General features: G+C 64.1%; 14 protein-coding genes. 11 read left to right on the forward strand and 3 right to left on the reverse strand.

All coding sequences use genetic code 11. From position 1 onward, the window contains the following. The first annotated feature begins 391 nt into the window (after positions 1-391). The 10 genes from CUJ91_RS08765 (at position 392) to CUJ91_RS08810 (ending at position 13,530) form a co-directional block, all read left to right on the forward strand. Complete coding sequence (locus CUJ91_RS08765; RefSeq protein WP_006048991.1) at positions 392-1,789, forward strand: undecaprenyl-phosphate glucose phosphotransferase; 1,398 nt, start codon at positions 392-394, stop codon at positions 1,787-1,789. A 31-nt stretch (positions 1,790-1,820) separates the two neighbouring features. Continuing rightward, positions 1,821-3,293, forward strand: a complete 1,473-nt coding sequence (locus tag CUJ91_RS08770; RefSeq protein WP_029968413.1) for a UDP-glucose dehydrogenase family protein — start codon at positions 1,821-1,823, stop codon at positions 3,291-3,293. 53 nt (positions 3,294-3,346) lie between these two features. Next, positions 3,347-3,784 (forward strand): arsenate reductase/protein-tyrosine-phosphatase family protein, encoded by a 438-nt coding sequence (locus tag CUJ91_RS08775; protein ID WP_029968415.1) that lies wholly within the window; start codon positions 3,347-3,349, stop codon positions 3,782-3,784. Continuing rightward, positions 3,778-5,013, forward strand: a complete 1,236-nt coding sequence (locus tag CUJ91_RS08780; protein WP_029968417.1) for a polysaccharide biosynthesis/export family protein — start codon at positions 3,778-3,780, stop codon at positions 5,011-5,013. The genes CUJ91_RS08775 and CUJ91_RS08780 overlap by 7 nt, the downstream gene beginning before the upstream one ends. Before the next feature lie 43 nt (positions 5,014-5,056). Then, positions 5,057-7,255: a polysaccharide biosynthesis tyrosine autokinase gene (locus CUJ91_RS08785; RefSeq protein ID WP_107707754.1), complete on the forward strand. Its 2,199-nt coding sequence runs from the start codon at positions 5,057-5,059 to the stop codon at positions 7,253-7,255. 61 nt (positions 7,256-7,316) lie between these two features. Further along, complete coding sequence (locus CUJ91_RS08790; RefSeq protein ID WP_006048995.1) at positions 7,317-8,249, forward strand: glycosyltransferase family 2 protein; 933 nt, start codon at positions 7,317-7,319, stop codon at positions 8,247-8,249. 79 nt (positions 8,250-8,328) lie between these two features. After that, positions 8,329-9,534, forward strand: a complete 1,206-nt coding sequence (locus CUJ91_RS08795) for a glycosyltransferase (protein ID WP_114156700.1) — start codon at positions 8,329-8,331, stop codon at positions 9,532-9,534. Between the two features lie 3 nt (positions 9,535-9,537). Then, positions 9,538-11,064: a glucose-6-phosphate isomerase gene (locus tag CUJ91_RS08800; protein WP_114156119.1), complete on the forward strand. Its 1,527-nt coding sequence runs from the start codon at positions 9,538-9,540 to the stop codon at positions 11,062-11,064. Further along, entirely contained in the window at positions 11,061-12,290 is a 1,230-nt protein-coding gene (locus CUJ91_RS08805) for a glycosyltransferase family 4 protein (protein ID WP_114156120.1), read from the forward strand. The genes CUJ91_RS08800 and CUJ91_RS08805 overlap by 4 nt, the downstream gene beginning before the upstream one ends. Positions 12,291-12,363: 73 nt before the next feature. Beyond that, on the forward strand, positions 12,364-13,530 hold the full coding sequence (locus CUJ91_RS08810; protein WP_114156121.1) for a glycosyltransferase family 4 protein: 1,167 nt from the start codon (positions 12,364-12,366) through the stop codon (positions 13,528-13,530). 24 nt (positions 13,531-13,554) lie between these two features. On the opposite strand, the gene CUJ91_RS08815 is transcribed toward CUJ91_RS08810, so the two are convergent. Next, on the reverse strand, positions 13,555-14,706 hold the full coding sequence (locus CUJ91_RS08815; RefSeq protein WP_244230990.1) for a Fic family protein: 1,152 nt from the start codon (positions 14,704-14,706) through the stop codon (positions 13,555-13,557). Positions 14,707-14,775: 69 nt separating this feature from the next. Here CUJ91_RS08815 and CUJ91_RS34755 point away from each other — a divergent pair, with 69 nt between their 5' ends. After that, positions 14,776-15,153 carry a hypothetical protein gene (locus CUJ91_RS34755; protein ID WP_198143912.1) on the forward strand — a complete coding sequence of 126 codons (378 nt, stop codon included), beginning with the start codon at positions 14,776-14,778 and terminating at the stop codon, positions 15,151-15,153. Positions 15,154-15,304: 151 nt separating this feature from the next. On the opposite strand, the gene gmd is transcribed toward CUJ91_RS34755, so the two are convergent. Beyond that, entirely contained in the window at positions 15,305-16,348 is a 1,044-nt protein-coding gene (gmd, locus tag CUJ91_RS08820; protein ID WP_029968426.1) for a GDP-mannose 4,6-dehydratase, read from the reverse strand. 39 nt (positions 16,349-16,387) lie between these two features. Beyond that, on the reverse strand, positions 16,388-17,137 hold the full coding sequence (locus CUJ91_RS08825) for an SGNH/GDSL hydrolase family protein (protein ID WP_114156701.1): 750 nt from the start codon (positions 17,135-17,137) through the stop codon (positions 16,388-16,390). Positions 17,138-17,155: the final 18 nt, after the last annotated feature.

The raw sequence follows: 17,155 nt of genomic DNA on the forward strand, positions 1-17,155 counted from the left end.
CGCAAAAGCATGGTCAAAGCCGCTATTCCGGTAAAAACACCCCACAAAATTCACAAAAAATTCCGAAATTTTGACCGATACATTTTGAGATTTTTGCAGCCTTGCGGCGCGAATTTTAATAACGCTTTATCTATACCTGTAGAAGGACATTCACTCATTCCGAGACACGTTTTTCGCCGCGGCCGAGCGTCCGGTTTAGCAAAGCGGAAAGCGTAATTGCAATTAGCACGGCTTCAATCGGATTCGCGTCGGGCAATTCATTTGCCGGCGCGGCTGCTGGCGTTTTTGCGTGCCGCCCAATCGACCGGGCAGCGCGTTCCAAGCGGCCGGCGGATGCACGCAACGGACTAACAGCAGGATGGCACTTGACTGACGAACTGAGGGGCAGCACATGCTGAGCGTTCTATCGAGACTGATCGACATCGCGATGGTCGCGCTCGGCGCCGCGATCGCGGCGGCCGTGCACAACGGAGAAGTCGTGTGGCTGGACGACATGCAAAGCGTGTCGCTCGCCTTCGACGTGCTGCTCGTCGTCGTGTTCTTTCCCGCGCTCGGCATCTATCAGTCATGGCGCGGCAAGCCGCTCTACGACCTGCTGTGCCGCGTCGCGGGCGGCTGGGCGATGGTCGAAGTCACCGGCGTGCTGATCAGCTTCAGCCTGCATCGCGCGGACAGTCTGTCGCGGCTGTGGCTCGTCTATTGGGCGGCCGCGACCATCGTGCTGCTGATCGTCACCAAGGTGATCGTCTACTCGATTCTGCGCGGGCTGCGCCGCGAAGGCTTCAATCAGCGCGCGGTGGCGATCGTGGGCGGCGCACCGTATGGGCGCTTTCTGATCCAGCAGATGCGCAGCCGCCCGGACGCCGGCTTCAGCCCCGTCGTGGTGTTCGACGAGAACGGCACGATCAACCCCTATGAAGATCCCGACGCGGCCGCCGCGATAGAAGGCGTGCCCGTCGAACGCGACTATCAGCGCATGATCCAGCTCGTGCGTCAGCGCGCGATCCGCGAATTGTGGCTCGCGCTGCCCATCTCGAAGGAAAAGGAAATACATCGCATTGTGATGGATCTGCGCAACGACTTCGTGAACATCCGCTTTATTCCCGACGTGCGCAGCCTCACGCTCTTCAATCAGCCGATGGTGGAGCTGCTCGGCGTGCCGGCGATCAACCTCGCGGCTTCGCCGATCACCGATTTGCGCGTGCTGCCCAAGCGCATCTTCGACCGGCTGTTCGCGCTCGCCGCGTTGACCGCGCTCGCGCCGCTGATGCTCGGAATCGCGGTGCTCGTCAAGCTCAGCTCGCCGGGTCCGGTGTTCTTCCGCCAGAAGCGCAAGGGCATCGACGGAAACGAGTTCGAGATCTACAAGTTCCGCTCGATGAAAGTACACAAGGAAGAGGCCGGCAAGATCACGCAGGCCACGCGGCGCGATCCGCGCATCACCGCGGTCGGCGCATTCCTGCGGCGCACGAGCCTCGACGAGCTGCCGCAATTCATCAACGTGCTGCGCGGCGAGATGTCGGTGGTCGGCCCGCGTCCGCATGCGCTCGAACACGACGACATCTACAAGGATCTGGTGAAGGGCTACATGCACCGCTACCGGATCAAGCCGGGCATCACCGGATGGGCGCAGATCAACGGCTATCGCGGCGAAACCGACCGCATCGAAAAAATGATGGGCCGCGTCAAGCTCGATCTCTACTACATGCAGCACTGGACCTTCTGGCTCGACATCAAGATCGTCGTGCTGACGCTGTGGAAGGGCTTTGTCGGCAGCAACGCATATTGAACACTCACTCCAAACTCCTGCGAGGTAATACATGAACCTGACGATCATCGGTAGCGGCTACGTAGGCCTCGTGACGGGCGCATGTCTGGCCGACATCGGCCACGACGTGTTCTGTCTCGACGTCGACCGGCGCAAGATCGACGTGCTCAACGGCGGCGGCGTGCCGATTCACGAGCCGGGCCTGCAGGAGATCATCGCGCGCAATCGCAAGGCCGGACGCCTCACGTTCTCGACCGACGTCGAAGCGGCGGTCGCGCACGGCGACATCCAGTTCATCGCGGTCGGCACGCCGTCGGACGAAGACGGCTCAGCGGATCTGCAATACGTGCTCGCCGCGGCACGCAATATCGGCCGCCACATGACGGGCTTCAAGGTGATCGTCGACAAATCGACGGTGCCGGTCGGCACGGCTTCACGCGTTCGCGACGCAATCGCCGAAGAGCTTGCCGCGCGCAACCTCAGTCACATGTTCTCGGTGGTGTCGAACCCGGAGTTCCTGAAAGAGGGCGCGGCAGTGGAAGACTTCACGCGGCCCGACCGCATCGTGCTCGGTTGCGACGAAGACGTGCCCGGAGAAAAGGCGCGCGAATTGATGAAGCGCCTCTATGCGCCGTTCAACCGCAATCGCGAACGCACGCTGTACATGGACGTGCGCTCGGCCGAATTCACCAAGTACGCGGCCAACGCGATGCTCGCCACGCGCATCTCGTACATGAACGAGCTGGCGAATCTCGCCGACCGCGTCGGCGCGGACATCGAGGCCGTGCGCCGCGGCATCGGATCGGACCCGCGCATCGGCTACGACTTCCTGTACGCGGGCTGCGGCTACGGCGGTTCGTGCTTCCCCAAAGACGTGCAGGCGCTGATCCGCACAGCCGCCGATCACCACGCGAACCTGCGCATTCTCGAAGCCGTGGAAGCGGTCAACGACACGCAGAAGAAAGTGCTCGGTCAGAAGATCGTCGCGCGTCTCGGCGAGGACCTGTCCGACCGCACGTTCGCTGTGTGGGGCCTCGCGTTCAAGCCGAATACCGACGACATGCGCGAAGCGCCGAGCCGCCCGCTGATTGCCGAACTGCTGCGCCGCGGCGCGCGCGTGAAGGCGTACGACCCGGTCGCAATCGACGAATCGAAGCGCGTGTTCGCGCTCGATCTGAAGGACGTGCCGCAGCAGCACGCGCGTCTGCAGTTCGTGAACGAAGAGATGGAAGCAGCGCAAGACGCCGACGCGCTCGTGATCCTGACCGAGTGGAAAGTCTTCAAGAGCCCGGACTTCAATGCGCTCAAAACGATGCTGAAAACGCCGCTTATTTTCGACGGCCGCAATCTGTACGAACCGGACGCGTTGCTCGAACTCGGCATCGAGTATCACGCGATCGGACGCCAGCATGCGCTGCGCAATGCGCCCGCAAGAGTCGGCGTGAACGGCCTGCCGCCCGTGCATGGCGATACGCACGGCGGTACGCAAGCGGATGCGCTCGCCGTGGCCCAGGCCGGCCAATAAGCCTGCCTGTCACGCCGCCCGCCCGCACTACGCGCCTCATCCCGGAGCCCGACATGTTCGCCAATGTTCTGATCGTCTGCCACGCCAACGTGTGCCGTTCGCCGGCCGCCGAAATGCTGTTCAAGGCGCGCCAGGCGTCGGCGTCCATCGCGTTTCATTCGGCGGGCATTCGCGCGATGAACGGCCACGGCATGGACCCGGTGATGCGGCGCCTGCTCGCCGAGCGCGGCGTCGCATCCGGCGCGCATCACTCGCGGCGGCTTGACCGCCGGCTCGTGCGATCCGCCGATCTCGTGCTCGTGAGCGAGCGCGCGCAGATCGGCGAAGTCGAAGCACTCGATCCGGCTTCGCGCGGCAAGGTCTTTCCGCTCGGCAAGTGGGAAGACCTGGCCGACGTCGCCGATCCGCACGGCGGCGAGGAATCCGCTTACAGGGAAAGTCTCGTGCTCATCGAACATCTGGTCATGGGATGGCTGAAAAAAATATGCTGATGAAAACACTCGCTACACCTACATTCGCGAACCCGAAAACGAAGCTGATCACGAAGTTCGCCGCCACGCTTTTGCTGACGTCCTTTCTGTCGGCCTGCGCCACCGCACCGGGTAATTACCTCGACACGTCGCGTCTGAAAGACGACGGCCAGCACCAGAGTCAGAGCCAGTCCGCCGAAACCTATCCGGTCCATGTGATCGACGCGAGCGTCGTCGCCGCCCAGGCGCAGGCCGAAGCCAGCGCACCGCCGCGTCCGTTGCCGACCTCGACCTTCAGCGATCCTTCGCAGTACGTCTACCGGCTGTCGCCGCAAGACATTCTCGGCATCACCGTGTGGGATCACCCCGAATTGACCACGCCGCAGGGCAGCACGCTGTCGGCGGGCGGCACCAGCACGCAGACCATCGCCGGCGCGTTGCAGCAGCCGTACACGGCCGCGTTGCCGGGCCAGGCCGATCCGTACGGCCAGACCGTCGCCGCGGACGGCACCATCTATTTCCCGTTCGTCGGCCGCATCATGGCCGCGGGCAAGACCGTCGGCGAGTTGCGCGATCAGCTCGCGCGCGGCCTCGTGCGCTATATCCGCAATCCGCAAGTCGATGTGCGCGTGCTGTCGTATCGCGGCCAGAAAGTGCAGGTCACCGGCGAAGTCAAAACGCCGGGTCCGCTCGCGGTCAGTGACGTGCCGCTCACGCTCGTCGATGCGCTCACGCGCTCGGGCGGCACGACTGCCGACGCCGACATCCAGCGCGTGCGCCTCACGCGCAACAAGACGCTTTACGTGCTCGACGCGAACCGCATGCTCGATGCGGGCGACACCACGCAGAACGTGATGCTGCAAAACGGCGACGTCATCAACGTGCCGGACCGCAGCAACAGCCGCATCTTCGTGATGGGCGAAGTGAAGACGCCGATTCAGGTGCCGATGCTCAAGGGCCGTCTGACGATCGCGGACGCGCTCACGCAAGCCGGCGGCATTCTCGACACCGACGCCAATCCGCGGCAGATCTTCGTGATGCGCGGCATGCGCGAGCATCCGACCACGCCGGACGTGTACCGCCTCGACATGACGCAGCCCGACGCGATCATGCTGTCCGCGCAGTTCCAGTTGCAGCCGCTCGATGTCGTGTATGTGGGCACCGCCGCCTCGACCACGTTCAACCGCGTGTTGCAGCAGGTGTTGCCGAGCGTGCAGACGCTGTTCTACCTGAAGCAACTGACGCGCTAACCAGATACGGGATCGAACTGTGAGCAATCAAATTTCTCCACACATGGCCGGCCCGATCAGGACCGAAGAAGAGGACGTGGTCCTCGGGCAACTGGTGCAGGTGATCCTCGACGACATCTGGTGGCTCATCGCGATCGCGGCGGCGGTCGTCGCGATTGCCGGCGCGTACTGCGTGCTCGCCAAGCCGATCTATTCGGCCGATGCACATGTGCGTGTCGAGCAGGCCGACAACACGTCGCAGGCGCTCACGCAAACGCAGACCGGCGCCGCGATCACGAGCGGCTCCAGTTCGCTGCCGACCGACGCCGAAATCGAAATCATCAAGAGCCGCGGCGTGGTGGCGCCGGTCGTCGAGCAGATGAAGCTGAACTTCAGCGTCACGCCGAAAACGCTGCCGCTGCTCGGCAGCATCGCCGCGCGCGTCGCGACGCCTGGCGAGCCGGCGAAGCCGTGGCTCGGCTTGTCGTCGTATGCATGGGGCGGCGAGGTTGTCGACGTCGATTCGATCGACGTGCTGCCCGCGCTCGAAGGCCAGAAGCTGACCATGAAGGCGCTCGACGGCGGCCGCTACGAACTGCATGCGGAGAACGGCGCGCTGCTGCTGCGCGGTCAGGTCGGGCAGCAGGCGCAAGGCGGCGGCGTGACGATGCTGGTCAGCAAGCTGGTCGCGCGTCCGGGCGAGGAATTCACCGTGATGCGGGCGAACGATCTCGACGCGATCAGCGCGTTTCAATCCGCGATCAGCGTGCAGGAGCAGGGCAAGCAGACGGGCGTGATCCAGATTTCGCTGGAGGATAAAAACCCCGAGCATGCCGCGCTCGTCGCCAACGCGCTCGCGCAGTCGTATGTGCGTCAGCACATCGCGAACAAGCAGTCCGATGCAAGCAAGATGCTCGACTTCCTGAAAAGCGAAGAGCCGCGCCTGAAGTCCGATCTCGAACGCGCCGAGGCCGCGCTGACCGCGTATCAGCGTCAGTCCGGCTCGATCAACGCGAGCGAGGAGGCGAAGGTTTATCTCGAAGGCAGCGTGCAGTACGAACAGCAGATTGCCGGCTTGCGTCTGCAGATGGCGCAGCTCACCGAACGTTACGGCGACGACCATCCGATGCTGAAGGCCGCACGCGAGCAGATGGCCGAGTTGCAGGCGCAACGCACGAAATACGCGGACCGTTTCCGCGATCTGCCGGCCACCGAGGTCAAGGCCGTGCAGTTGCAGCGCGACGCGAAGGTCGCGGAAGACATCTACGTGCTGCTGCTCAATCGCGTGCAGGAGTTGTCGGTGCAGAAGGCCGGCACCGGCGGCAACGTGCATATCGTCGACGCCGCGCTGCGTCCCGGATCGCCGGTCAAGCCGAAGAAGGCGCTGATCCTGTCGGCGGCGACGATCCTCGGGCTGATCGCGGGCACCGGCTTCGTGTTCCTGCGCCGCAATATGTTCAAGGGCATCGACGACCCCGAGCATATCGAGCGCGCATTTCGTCTGCCGGTGTTCGGCCTCGTGCCGATGAGCGCCGAGCAGACGCTGCTCGAAAACGGATTCGCGCGCGGCGGCGAGCGCCTGCGTTCCGTGCTCGCGAATGCGCGGCCGAAGGACGTCACCGTGGAGAGTCTGCGCAGTCTGCGCACGTCGATGCAGTTCACGATCATGGATGCAAAGAATCGCATCGTCATGCTCACGGGACCGATGGCGGGCGTCGGCAAGAGCTTCCTCACGGTCAACCTCGCCGTGCTGCTCGCGCATTCGGGCAAGCGCGTGCTGATGATCGACGGCGACATGCGCCGCGGTGTGCTCGAACGCTACCTCGGCGGCACGCAGGAAAACGGTTTGTCGGAATTGCTGAGCGGTCAGATTTCGCTGGAGGAGTCGATCCGCGCGTCGGAGATCGAGAACCTCAGCTTTATCTCGTGCGGACGCCGTCCGCCGAATCCGTCCGAGTTGCTGATGTCGCCGCGTTTGCCGCAATACCTCGACGCCCTCGCGAAACGCTACGACGTGATCCTGATCGACACGCCGCCGGTGCTCGCGGTGACCGATGCGTCGATCATCGGCGCGTATGCAGGCTCGACGTTCTTCGTGATGCGTTCGGGCATGCACAGCGAGGGCGAGATCATCGACTCGCTCAAGCGTCTGCGCGGGGCCGGCGTACATGTGCAGGGCGGCATCTTCAACGGCATGCCGGCGCGTGCTCGCGGCGGCTATGACCGCAGTTACGCGGCGGTGCAGGAATATCTGAGCACGTAACCGTAACGGCCTTGGCTAGCGAAACGCATCGCATCAAGGACTCAGCAACAAGGACATCGCAATGAAAGTGACGGTACTGGTTCCGACTTACCGCCGCCCGGCCGACCTCGCGCGTTGCCTCGCGGCGCTGCAACGGCAGTCGCGCGCGCCCGACGAAGTCGTGGTGGTCGCGCGCGCCGACGACGACGCGACGCATACCTGTCTGCGCGATCCGGCGGTGCCGGGCAAGCTGCCGCTATCGGTGGCGCTCGTCGACGTGCCCGGCCAGGTGGCCGCGCTCAATCGCGGACTAGACGCCGCGAGCGGCGACGTGATCGCCATCACCGACGACGACGCCGCGCCGCATCCCGACTGGGTGCAGCGCATCGCCGCCGCGTTCGAAAGCGACGCGCGGCTCGGCGCGCTCGGCGGCCGCGACTGGGTGCACGAAAAAGGCCGCGTGCTCGACGGCGAGCGGCCATTGGTCGGCAAGGTCACCGCGCACGGCAAGATCATCGGCAATCATCATCTCGGCGTGGGCGGCGCACGCGAAGTCGACATCCTGAAGGGCGCCAACATGAGCTATCGGCGCGACGCGGTGCGCAACATCCGTTTCGATGCACGGCTGCGCGGCGCGGGCGCCCAGGTTCACAACGACATGGCGTTCAGCCTCGCGGTCAAGAACGCCGGCTGGAAGCTGATGTACGACCCGCGCGTGGCGGTCGATCATTTCCCCGCCGAACGTTTCGACGACGACCGCCGCGATGCGCAGACCATGGCCGCATTGCGTAACGCCGCGTTCAACTTCCATCTGATTCTGCGCGACCAGTTGCCGCCGCTGCGCCGCGAAACCGCGTGGTGGTGGTGGACGCTCGTCGGCACGAAGGTGTATCCGGGGCTCACGCATGCGGCGCTCGCGCTGCTGTCAAAACAGGCGCGTTTGAAGCTCTCGCGCTGGCGCGCGGTGCGAACCGGCGCGCACGAGGCGCGGCGCGCGCTGTCGCGGACCGCGTGACGCGGCGGTTCATGCAAGCGGCACGCAGCGGGTTGGACGCGTGGGCATCGGCATCGGCATCGGCAAAGGGAATCTCTACATGACTACCAAGGTTCACGTTCATCTGTTTTACGGCGCCGATCCGCGTTTCTATCGACCGGGCGACAACATCGGTTGCCTGTACGGCTATCACCACGCCGAGTCCGACGCGTTCGCGCTCAGCTATTCGCAAGACGCGCGCGAAAGCAAACCGGTGCGCCTCGCGCGCCGCGCACTGAAGGCGGCGCTCGGCTTCGATTTCATTCACACGTGGCGCAATCGCGCGGACATGCTGAATGCCGACGTGATCTGGACGCATACCGAACAGGAATGGCTTTCCGCCGCGCTGATGCTTCTGCTGAGCGGCCGCAAGGCCGGCGCGAATGCGTCGCCGCTGCTGCTCGCGCAAAGCGTGTGGCTGCTCGACAAGTGGCCTTCGTATGGCATCGTGCGTCGCTGGCTGTATCGCAAGCTGATGACTCGCGCCGATCAGTTGACCACGCTCGCCAGCGAAAACGCCGCGCTGTGCAAGCGCTATTTCGATCGCGACGCGAAGCCGTTGCTGTACGGTCTGAACACGCGCGACTTCCCCGTGAAGACGCCGACCGAATGGAAGCCGCATTCGCCGATCCGCATCGCCGCGATCGGCAACGACCGCGACCGCGACTGGGAGACGCTCATCAAGGCATTCGGCAACGACGCGCGCTACACGGTGAAGCTCGCCACGCGTCGCCGGATTCCCGCTTCGCTGCGTGCGCCGAACGTCGAGATCGCGCTGTTTTCAGGCATCAAGAAACAGCATGAGTTGTATGACTGGGCCGATGTGATCGTCGTGCCGCTGCGGCCGAATACGCACGCGTCGGGCATTACGGTGATGCTTGAGGCGGCGGCGGTCGGCAAGCCGATGGTCGTGACCAACGTCGGCGCCTTGCAGGATTATTTTCCGGCGAGCGAGGCTTTCTACATTCCGCCATTCAATCCGCCCGCGTTGCGCGATGCCGTCGATCAGCTCGCCGCCGCGCCAATGGATGCACTGAGACAGGCGCAAGCGGCGGCGACCGGTCTGCTCGCGCGCGATCTCACGACCGAGCACTACGCGATGCAGCACGTGCGCATCACGCAGGAGATGCTGCGTGCACGCGCTGGAGTGCGCGGCCGGGGCGCGCAGAGCGCCGACGCAGACAAGGCCGCGAGCAAGGCCGCGAATAACGCCGCAAGCAGGCAAGCGCAGGCCGGCGCCGCGCAAGAATCGCGCGGAGGTCTGTAAGCGATGTCGACGTTTCCGCGAGCGGACTTCCCGCCTACGCCCGGCATACCTGGCATGTCCAGCGCTGTAGAGGCGGCGGCCGTGCAGGGCGCAAGGCGAGGCCGCCGCGAATGGCTACCATCGGCGATGCTCTGGCTCATCACGGCGGTGCTGATCGTCGCGCATCAAGGCACGGTGTTGACGCTCGCGTTTCCCGTCCTCGCGATTCTCACGGGCCTGTGGCTCTACTTCAAGAGTCCCGCGCGCTATATCGGCTTCATGTGGTGGCTGTGGTTTCTGAGCCCGGAAGTGCGGCGTCTCGCCGACTGGTCCAAAGGCTCGTTCACGCCGACGAGCCTGATCCAGGTCGCGCCGCTCGCCGTCACGATGATCAGCGCATTCTCGCTGCTGCGCTACTACCGGCTGCTCGGCCAGCGACGCGGTCTGCCTGTGCTGCTGATCCTGCTCGGCCTCGTCTATGCGTACCTCGTCGGCGTGGTGTCGAGCGGTCCGCTCGCGGCCACCTACGACCTCGCGAACTGGCTCTATCCGATCCTGATCGGCTTTCACATCATGGCGAACACGCGCCAGTATCCGCAGTATCGCGACATCATCGTCAACACGTTTATCTGGGGCATGCTCGTGATGGGCGGCTACGGCCTGATCCAGTTTTTCATCATGCCGCAGTGGGACGCGCTGTGGATGCTCGGCTCGCAGATGAACTCGCAAGGCGATCCCGTGCCGATGGGCGTGCGCGTCTTCAGCACGATGAATTCGTCGGGACCGTTCGCGTTCGCGATGATGGGCGCGATGGTCTACGTGATGGCCGCCACGCATCGCGTGCGCTGGGTCGCGGCAGCGCTCGGCTTCTTCTCGTTTGCGCTGAGCCTCGTGCGCTCCACATGGGGCGGTTGGGTGATCGCGCTGCTGATCCAGTTGATCAAGTCGAACAACAAGGTGCGCTTGCGGATCGTCGCGAGCGCGGTGCTGCTTGCGGGGTTATGCGTGCCGCTGCTCGCGGTCGGTCCGGTGGCCGAGCGGATGCAGGCGCGTCTGTCGACCATCGTCAATCTGAACGACGACCAGAGCTATGCCGCGCGCAACGAGTTCTACGCGACCTTCGCGAAGACCGCCTTCACCGATGTCTCCGGCGAAGGCATGGGCGCGACCGGCACGTCGACGAAACTCTCGAACGACGGCGGCCAACTCGGCCAGTACGGCAACTTCGACAGCGGCGTGATGAACATACCGTTCGTGCTGGGATGGCCCGGCACGCTGCTCTATATGTCGGGCATCGTGTGGCTGCTCACGCGCGCGGTGCTCGCGTCGTTCAGATTGCGCCACGACAAATACGTGTCCGCGTGCCTGAGCCTGTGCCTCGCGACCTTCGCGATGCTCGTGTTCACCAATTCGCTCGTCGGCACCGGCGGACTGCTGCTTTTCATGAGCGTTTTTTCAATTCTTTCCGCGGTGCATTACGACAAGATCAACCGCGTCAACGCGGTCAATAGCCCATCGCGCACGCCAATTTTTCACGGAGGCACTGATTGAGAGTCGCCATTGTCACGCACGTTGTGCGCCATAACGACGGCCAGGGGCGCGTCAACCACGAGATCGCGCGCGCGGCGCTCGACGAAGGCATCGGCGTGACGCTGATCGCTTCGCATGTGGCGCCCGATCTGCTCGTTCATCCGAATGTCCGCTGGGCGCCGATCAAGATCGGCCGCTGGTGGCCCACCAATCTGCTGCGCCAGCAGGTGTTCGCGTTCAAGAGCGCGCTGTGGCTGCGCGCGCATCGCCGCGAATACGACGTGCTGCATGTGAACGGCTTCATTACGTGGATGCCCGCCGACGTCAACACATCGCACTTCGTGCATAGCGGCTGGCTCGGCAGCAAGTACTACCCGTTCGGGCTGCTGAAGGGCGTGTGGTCCGCGTATCAGTCGATCTATACGCGCTGCAATGCGATGCTTGAGCGCTGGGCCTACCGGCGCTCGAAGGTGATCACGGCGGTCTCGCAGAAGGTCGCCGACGAAATCCGCGCGATCGGCCTCACGCCGGATAACCGTGTGGACGTGATCTATAACGGCGTCGATACGCAGGGCTTTGCGGCGGCCACCGGCGATCGTGCGAAATTCGGTCTGCCTTCCGATGCGTTCCTGCTGCTGTTCGTCGGCGATCTGCGCACGCCGCGCAAGAACCTCGGCACGGTGCTGGCCGCGCTCAAGCATTTGCCCGAGCATGTGCATATCGCGGTGGCCGGTTTCCTGCCGGGCAGTCCTTATCCGGACGAAGCGAAGGCGCTCGGCATTGCGCATCGCGTGCATTTTCTCGGGCTCGTGAAAGAGATGCCCGTGCTGATGCATTCCGTCGATGCGTTCGTGTTTCCATCACGTTATGAGGCAATGAGCCTGTCGCTGCTCGAAGCGATGGCCGCGGGTCTGCCGGTCGTGACCGCGCGCACCGCGGGCGGCGCCGAGATCATCACGCCGGAGTGCGGCATCGTGCTCGACGATCCCGACGATCCGCGCTTGCTTGCTGCCGCAGTCGCGCGCCTTGCCGCCGACGACAACGCGCGCCGCAACATGGGCAAAGCCGCCAACGAACTCGCAACCGGCTTCGGCTGGGCGCGCATGGCCGCGCAATACATTGCGCTGTATCGGCAGCTCGAAGGGCAGCAGAAAAATCGCCGGCGCAGCGAAGCCGACGCGGCGGCGGTCGCTAAGACCGACGCGCTGACGCTCAACTCGCTGGCCGGCCACAAGAGCGGCGAATGAAGCGACGGCGCGTCGGACACGCGACCATCGCAATCCAACGAATACCTCACGAAATCGACAAGGGGCAATGACAATGACGACGAGTTCAATCAAATCGCTGCAGATCGGGATGCACTGGTTCCCCGAGCGCGCGGGCGGCCTCGACCGCATGTATTACTCGCTGGTCGGCGCGCTGCCGGGCGCGGGCGTCGCGGTGCGCGGCGTCGTGGCCGGCTCGCCGAAAGTGGCCGCCGATACCGGCGGTGCGATCAACGGCTTCGGTTCGGCCGGGCAATCGCTGCCATTGCGCTTGATGGCCGCACGCCGCGCGCTGCGCGAGGAGATCGGCCGCTCGCGTCCCGACGTGATCTCGTCGCACTTCGCGCTGTATACGTTTCCTGGGCTCGACGTCACGCGCGGCATTCCGCAGGTCTCGCATTTTCAGGGACCGTGGGCCGACGAGAGCCATGTCGAAGGCGCCGATTCGCTCGGCCAGCGCGCGAAGCGTTATCTCGAGCAATCCGTGTATGCGCGTTCGTCACGGCTCATCGTCTTGTCGGAGGCGTTCGGCAAGATTCTGACTTCGCGTTATCGCATTTCGCCGGACCGTGTGCGCGTGGTGCCGGGTTGCGTCGACGTCGAGCAATTCAATCTGCCGATCACACCGGCCGAAGCGCGCTTGAAGCTGCAATTGCCGCAGGATCGTCCGATCGTGCTGGCGGTGCGGCGTCTCGTGCGGCGCATGGGTCTGGAGGATCTGATCGACGCGGTCAAGCTGCTGAAGGCGGCCCATCCGGACGTGCTGCTGCTGATCGCGGGCAAGGGGCGTCTCGCGGACGAATTGCAGGCGCGCATCGACGAGGCCGGTTTGCAGGACAACGTGAAGCTGCTCGGCTTCGTGCCCGATCAGCATCTCGCGGCGTTGTATCGTGCGGCGAATATCAGCGTGGTGCCGACGGTGGCGCTCGAAGGCTTCGGGCTCATCACGGTCGAATCGCTCGCGTCGGGCACGCCGGTGCTGGTGACGCCGGTCGGCGGCTTGCCGGAAGCGGTGGCGGGGCTGTCGCCCGATCTCGTGTTGCCGGAGACGGGCGCGCAAGCCATCGCGGCGGGTCTCGCGGGCGCGCTAAGCGGCAGGCTGAAGCTGCCGGACGCCGACGCGTGCCGACGCTATGCGCGTGAGAACTTCGATAATTCGGTGATCGCGAAGCGCGTGGCTGCGGTTTATGGGGAGGCTATTGGGGCGGGTGGGATGCATTGAGCTTTGTGACGGGACGAGACGCTACTACGTGGCCCGGCTGCCGTCCGCATTGAGCAGCCGGAATTCCGCCGGCGACTCTTCGAACGCGTGTGCGCTGCGCATGGCGGGCACGACTGCTTCAAGTTCGGCATAGTCGAAGCCCGCGCACCACGCTGCCATTCGTGCGAGGGAACTGATGAGCGGCTCGGGACGTCCGCTTTGTGTGAGGGCTCTCAGGCAGTCCACGAACTGCGGATGGAAAAGCGTGGGGATAATGATGCGAGCGCGCTCGCCCCGCGAAAGCTCCGCATTCATGATCAGCCGCGACAGACGCCCATTGCCGTCCGCGAAGGGATGAACTTCCGCGATCAGAAAGAGATAAAAAATGGCCCGCGCGAGGCCCTCGGGGACGGTCAACGCGAGGCGAGATCCTTCGGCGAGCGTGCCGCGAACGTGAGAGGGCTCGACGAACTGCGTGGTGCCCGCATAATTTGCCTCGAGCTTCAGATTGCCAGGGTCTGCCTCAGGTCTGCGCTCGAGCATGATCCGATGGCGCTCCTGAAGCACGTCGATGAAATCTTCACCGACTGGCGGCACTATTGCGCGGGTCTCGGTGCGATACGCCAGATTGAATACGCCCAGGATGTCGTGTGAATCCTTGGGTCTTTGCGCAACGATCTGATTGCGCAAGACGATGCCTTCCGCTTCCTCGACAGAGAACCGTGTTCCTTCGACATAGTTGGAAAAATACGATTCAAGAAACGCGAAATGGATGCGGCTGTCGCCCGCAACGGCCACGTCCACGATGTCGGGCAACACCGCCGTGCGTAGCGCGGTTGCCAGCGTGCCGAAGAGCGTCATGCGCGCCATGTCGATAGGCGCGCCCTGGGCGATAGCCAATCCAGCCTTCGTTTTGAGCACGCCCTTTGAATGCGTGCTCAGCAGCGCGCCTATCAGTCCGTTGAGCGTCTCATAGCTCTTTGCTGCGCCGAGCGGTTCGACAAGTTCGCGAGCGCGATCCCGAATCTGGTTGAGGCCTGGCTCTTTGTTCGCGCTCAGGCAGGCAACGAGGCGTTCTTCAATCTCCTCGCGCGACGCCCGGGTTGCGGCCGCCCCCCGCGCGAGATTTTCGAGTAGCGCACGTTCCTGCGAGGCCCAGTAAAGATCGAGCGATCCAAGCCGCAGATCGCGGGGCATAGGCCCGGGGCCTTTCATCAGCACGAGCGTGAGGCCGGGGTAGGTGATACGCCGGTTAAACCGCGTGGGATGGGAGAGTACGACTTCATTGGCCGCGGTGATGCCGCCGGCGAATGCGCTACAGTGGGAGACTACCGCGCCAGGCACCGCGTGCGCGGCGATTTTCTGCCAGTTTCGGCGAATCCGCCCCGCGACCTCTTCCTGATTACCGGGCTCGACGTAGACGCCTCGCGCGACGCGCAACAGGCCGCCTTCCTTCGCGCGCCTTTGAAGCGTGCGGTCGAAGCCGGTGTCACCGGTCGCGAAGACAATTTCATCGGATTGTCGTTTTTCGACTTCGAGGGAGGGCATGGAGCCGGGAATTTGTCGTTAACCAGCTTCCATTCTACCGGTTTTGTCGTTTACCAGCTAAAACGCTATCCGGGAGGCGTGTCGTTTACCAGCTAATCGACACGGGCGGATTGGCGAATTTGTCGTAAACCAGCTAAGGAACGCGGATAAATGTCGTTTACCAGCTTACGACGTGCTCTCCGACCGCGACACGCGGCTCTCGCGTGCCGGCCCCCACAGCCGTCACGCCGTCCCCGCGCCCCTTACCTCAAAACGTCTCCTGATGCTCATTCCGCCCAAGATCCGCGTGAACCATCATGTGACACAGTTGCTCGAGACTCGTCCGCGGCTCCCAGCCTAGCTTCTCGCGCGCCTTGTCCGCGCAGCCGATCAGCAGATCCACTTCGGCCGGCCGGTAGAACTTCGGATTCACGCGCACGAGCGTCTTGCCGGTCGCCACGTCGATACCCGTTTCGCGCTCTTCCTTGCCCGACCATTCGAGTTGATAACCGGCCGCTGCGAACGCCATGCGCACGAAGTCGCGGACCGTTTCAGTGCGGCCCGTCGCGAGCACGAAGGTGTCGGGCTCGTCGGCTTGCAGCATGCGCCACATGCCTTCCACATATTCGAGCGCGAAGCCCCAGTCGCGTTTCGCGCCGAGATTGCCGAGCTCCAGCACGTCCTGCTTGCCGAGCTTGATCTTCGCGACGGTGTCGGTGATCTTGCGCGTCACGAACTCGCGGCCGCGCAACGGCGATTCGTGATTGAACAGAATGCCGCTGCTCGCAAAGAGACCATACGACTCGCGATAGTTGATCGTCGACCAATGCGCGAACAGCTTCGCCACGCCATACGGACTGCGCGGATAGAAGGGCGTGTCCTCGCGTTGCGGCACAGCCTGCACGAGTCCGAACATTTCCGACGTCGACGCCTGGTAATAACGCATCTTCGGATTGAGGATGCGGATGCCTTCGAGCAGATTCAGCGCGCCGATGCCGGTCACCTCGGCGGTCGTGACCGGCTGATCGAACGAGACGCCCACGAAGCTTTGCGCCGCCAGGTTATACAGCTCGTCGGCCTGCGCGCCTTCGAGCAGACGCAGCGTCGAGCCGAGATCGGTCAGATCGTGCTCGACGAGACGCAGATTCGGATGATCGAGCACGCCCAGCTCGCGCATGCGCCAGAAGTTGACGGAACTCGTGCGCCGGTAGGTGCCGGTCACGTGATAGCCCTTGTCGAGCAGCAGCTTGGTCAGATAGGCGCCGTCCTGTCCGGACACACCGGTGATGATCGCTTTGCGTGGTTGGCTCATAGCTTGCCTTCGATATGGGTAAAAGAAAAAAAGAGCACCTCAGAGCGTGCCATCCAGGAGCCGCCGCACCAGCGGTTCGACGACCTCGGCATCCTGCTCGGCCTTGAGCCGGTACAAGCCCGGCTTCGGATGCGCGCCGTCGGACATCAGCGTCTTCCAGTCCGGCAGGCTGCTGATGTACGCGAACTGGTCGACGAGCGGCACATGCTGCTCGGCGGCGACGCGGCGCGTCACCGCGACCATCGACGCGAGCCGCGCGTTGAGCCGGTTATCGGGCATCGGATTCGACGTCTCGAGCACCGGCTCCTTGCCGAGCGCGCGAGCGGTTTGCACGAGCGCGCTTTGCGCTGCGTAGAACTGCTCGGGCGTCTGGTCCTGCATCACTTCGTTGATGCCGTAGTTGATCAGCACGATTTGCGCGGGCGATGCCGCGAGCCGTTCGCGCCACGGCAAACCGGCCGTCGGCCCGGCGCGGCGGTTGCCGGTGCCGTCGCGCAATTGCGTCGCCATCGTCCCGCCGACGCCATAGTTGACGACGCGCACGCGCTCGCCGAAATGCATCTGCAGCTTGTCTTGCAGATAGGCCACGGCGTTTTGCGCTTGCGGCGCGCAACGGCCTTCGCTGCATGAAATGCCGAGCGTCGTCGAGTCGCCGTAGGCATCGATCACGATCTGGTGCTGCGTGGCCTGAGCATGCGCGGTCGTTGCGACAGTGAGTGCCGTGAGCGTGATGAGTGCGGTAAGCGGCGCGAGCATCGCTGCGGCGGCGGCGCATGCGCGGCGCTTCATGCGAGCCATCTCATGCGC

The organism is Paraburkholderia graminis, from assembly GCF_003330785.1.
Taxonomy (GTDB): domain Bacteria; phylum Pseudomonadota; class Gammaproteobacteria; order Burkholderiales; family Burkholderiaceae; genus Paraburkholderia; species Paraburkholderia graminis.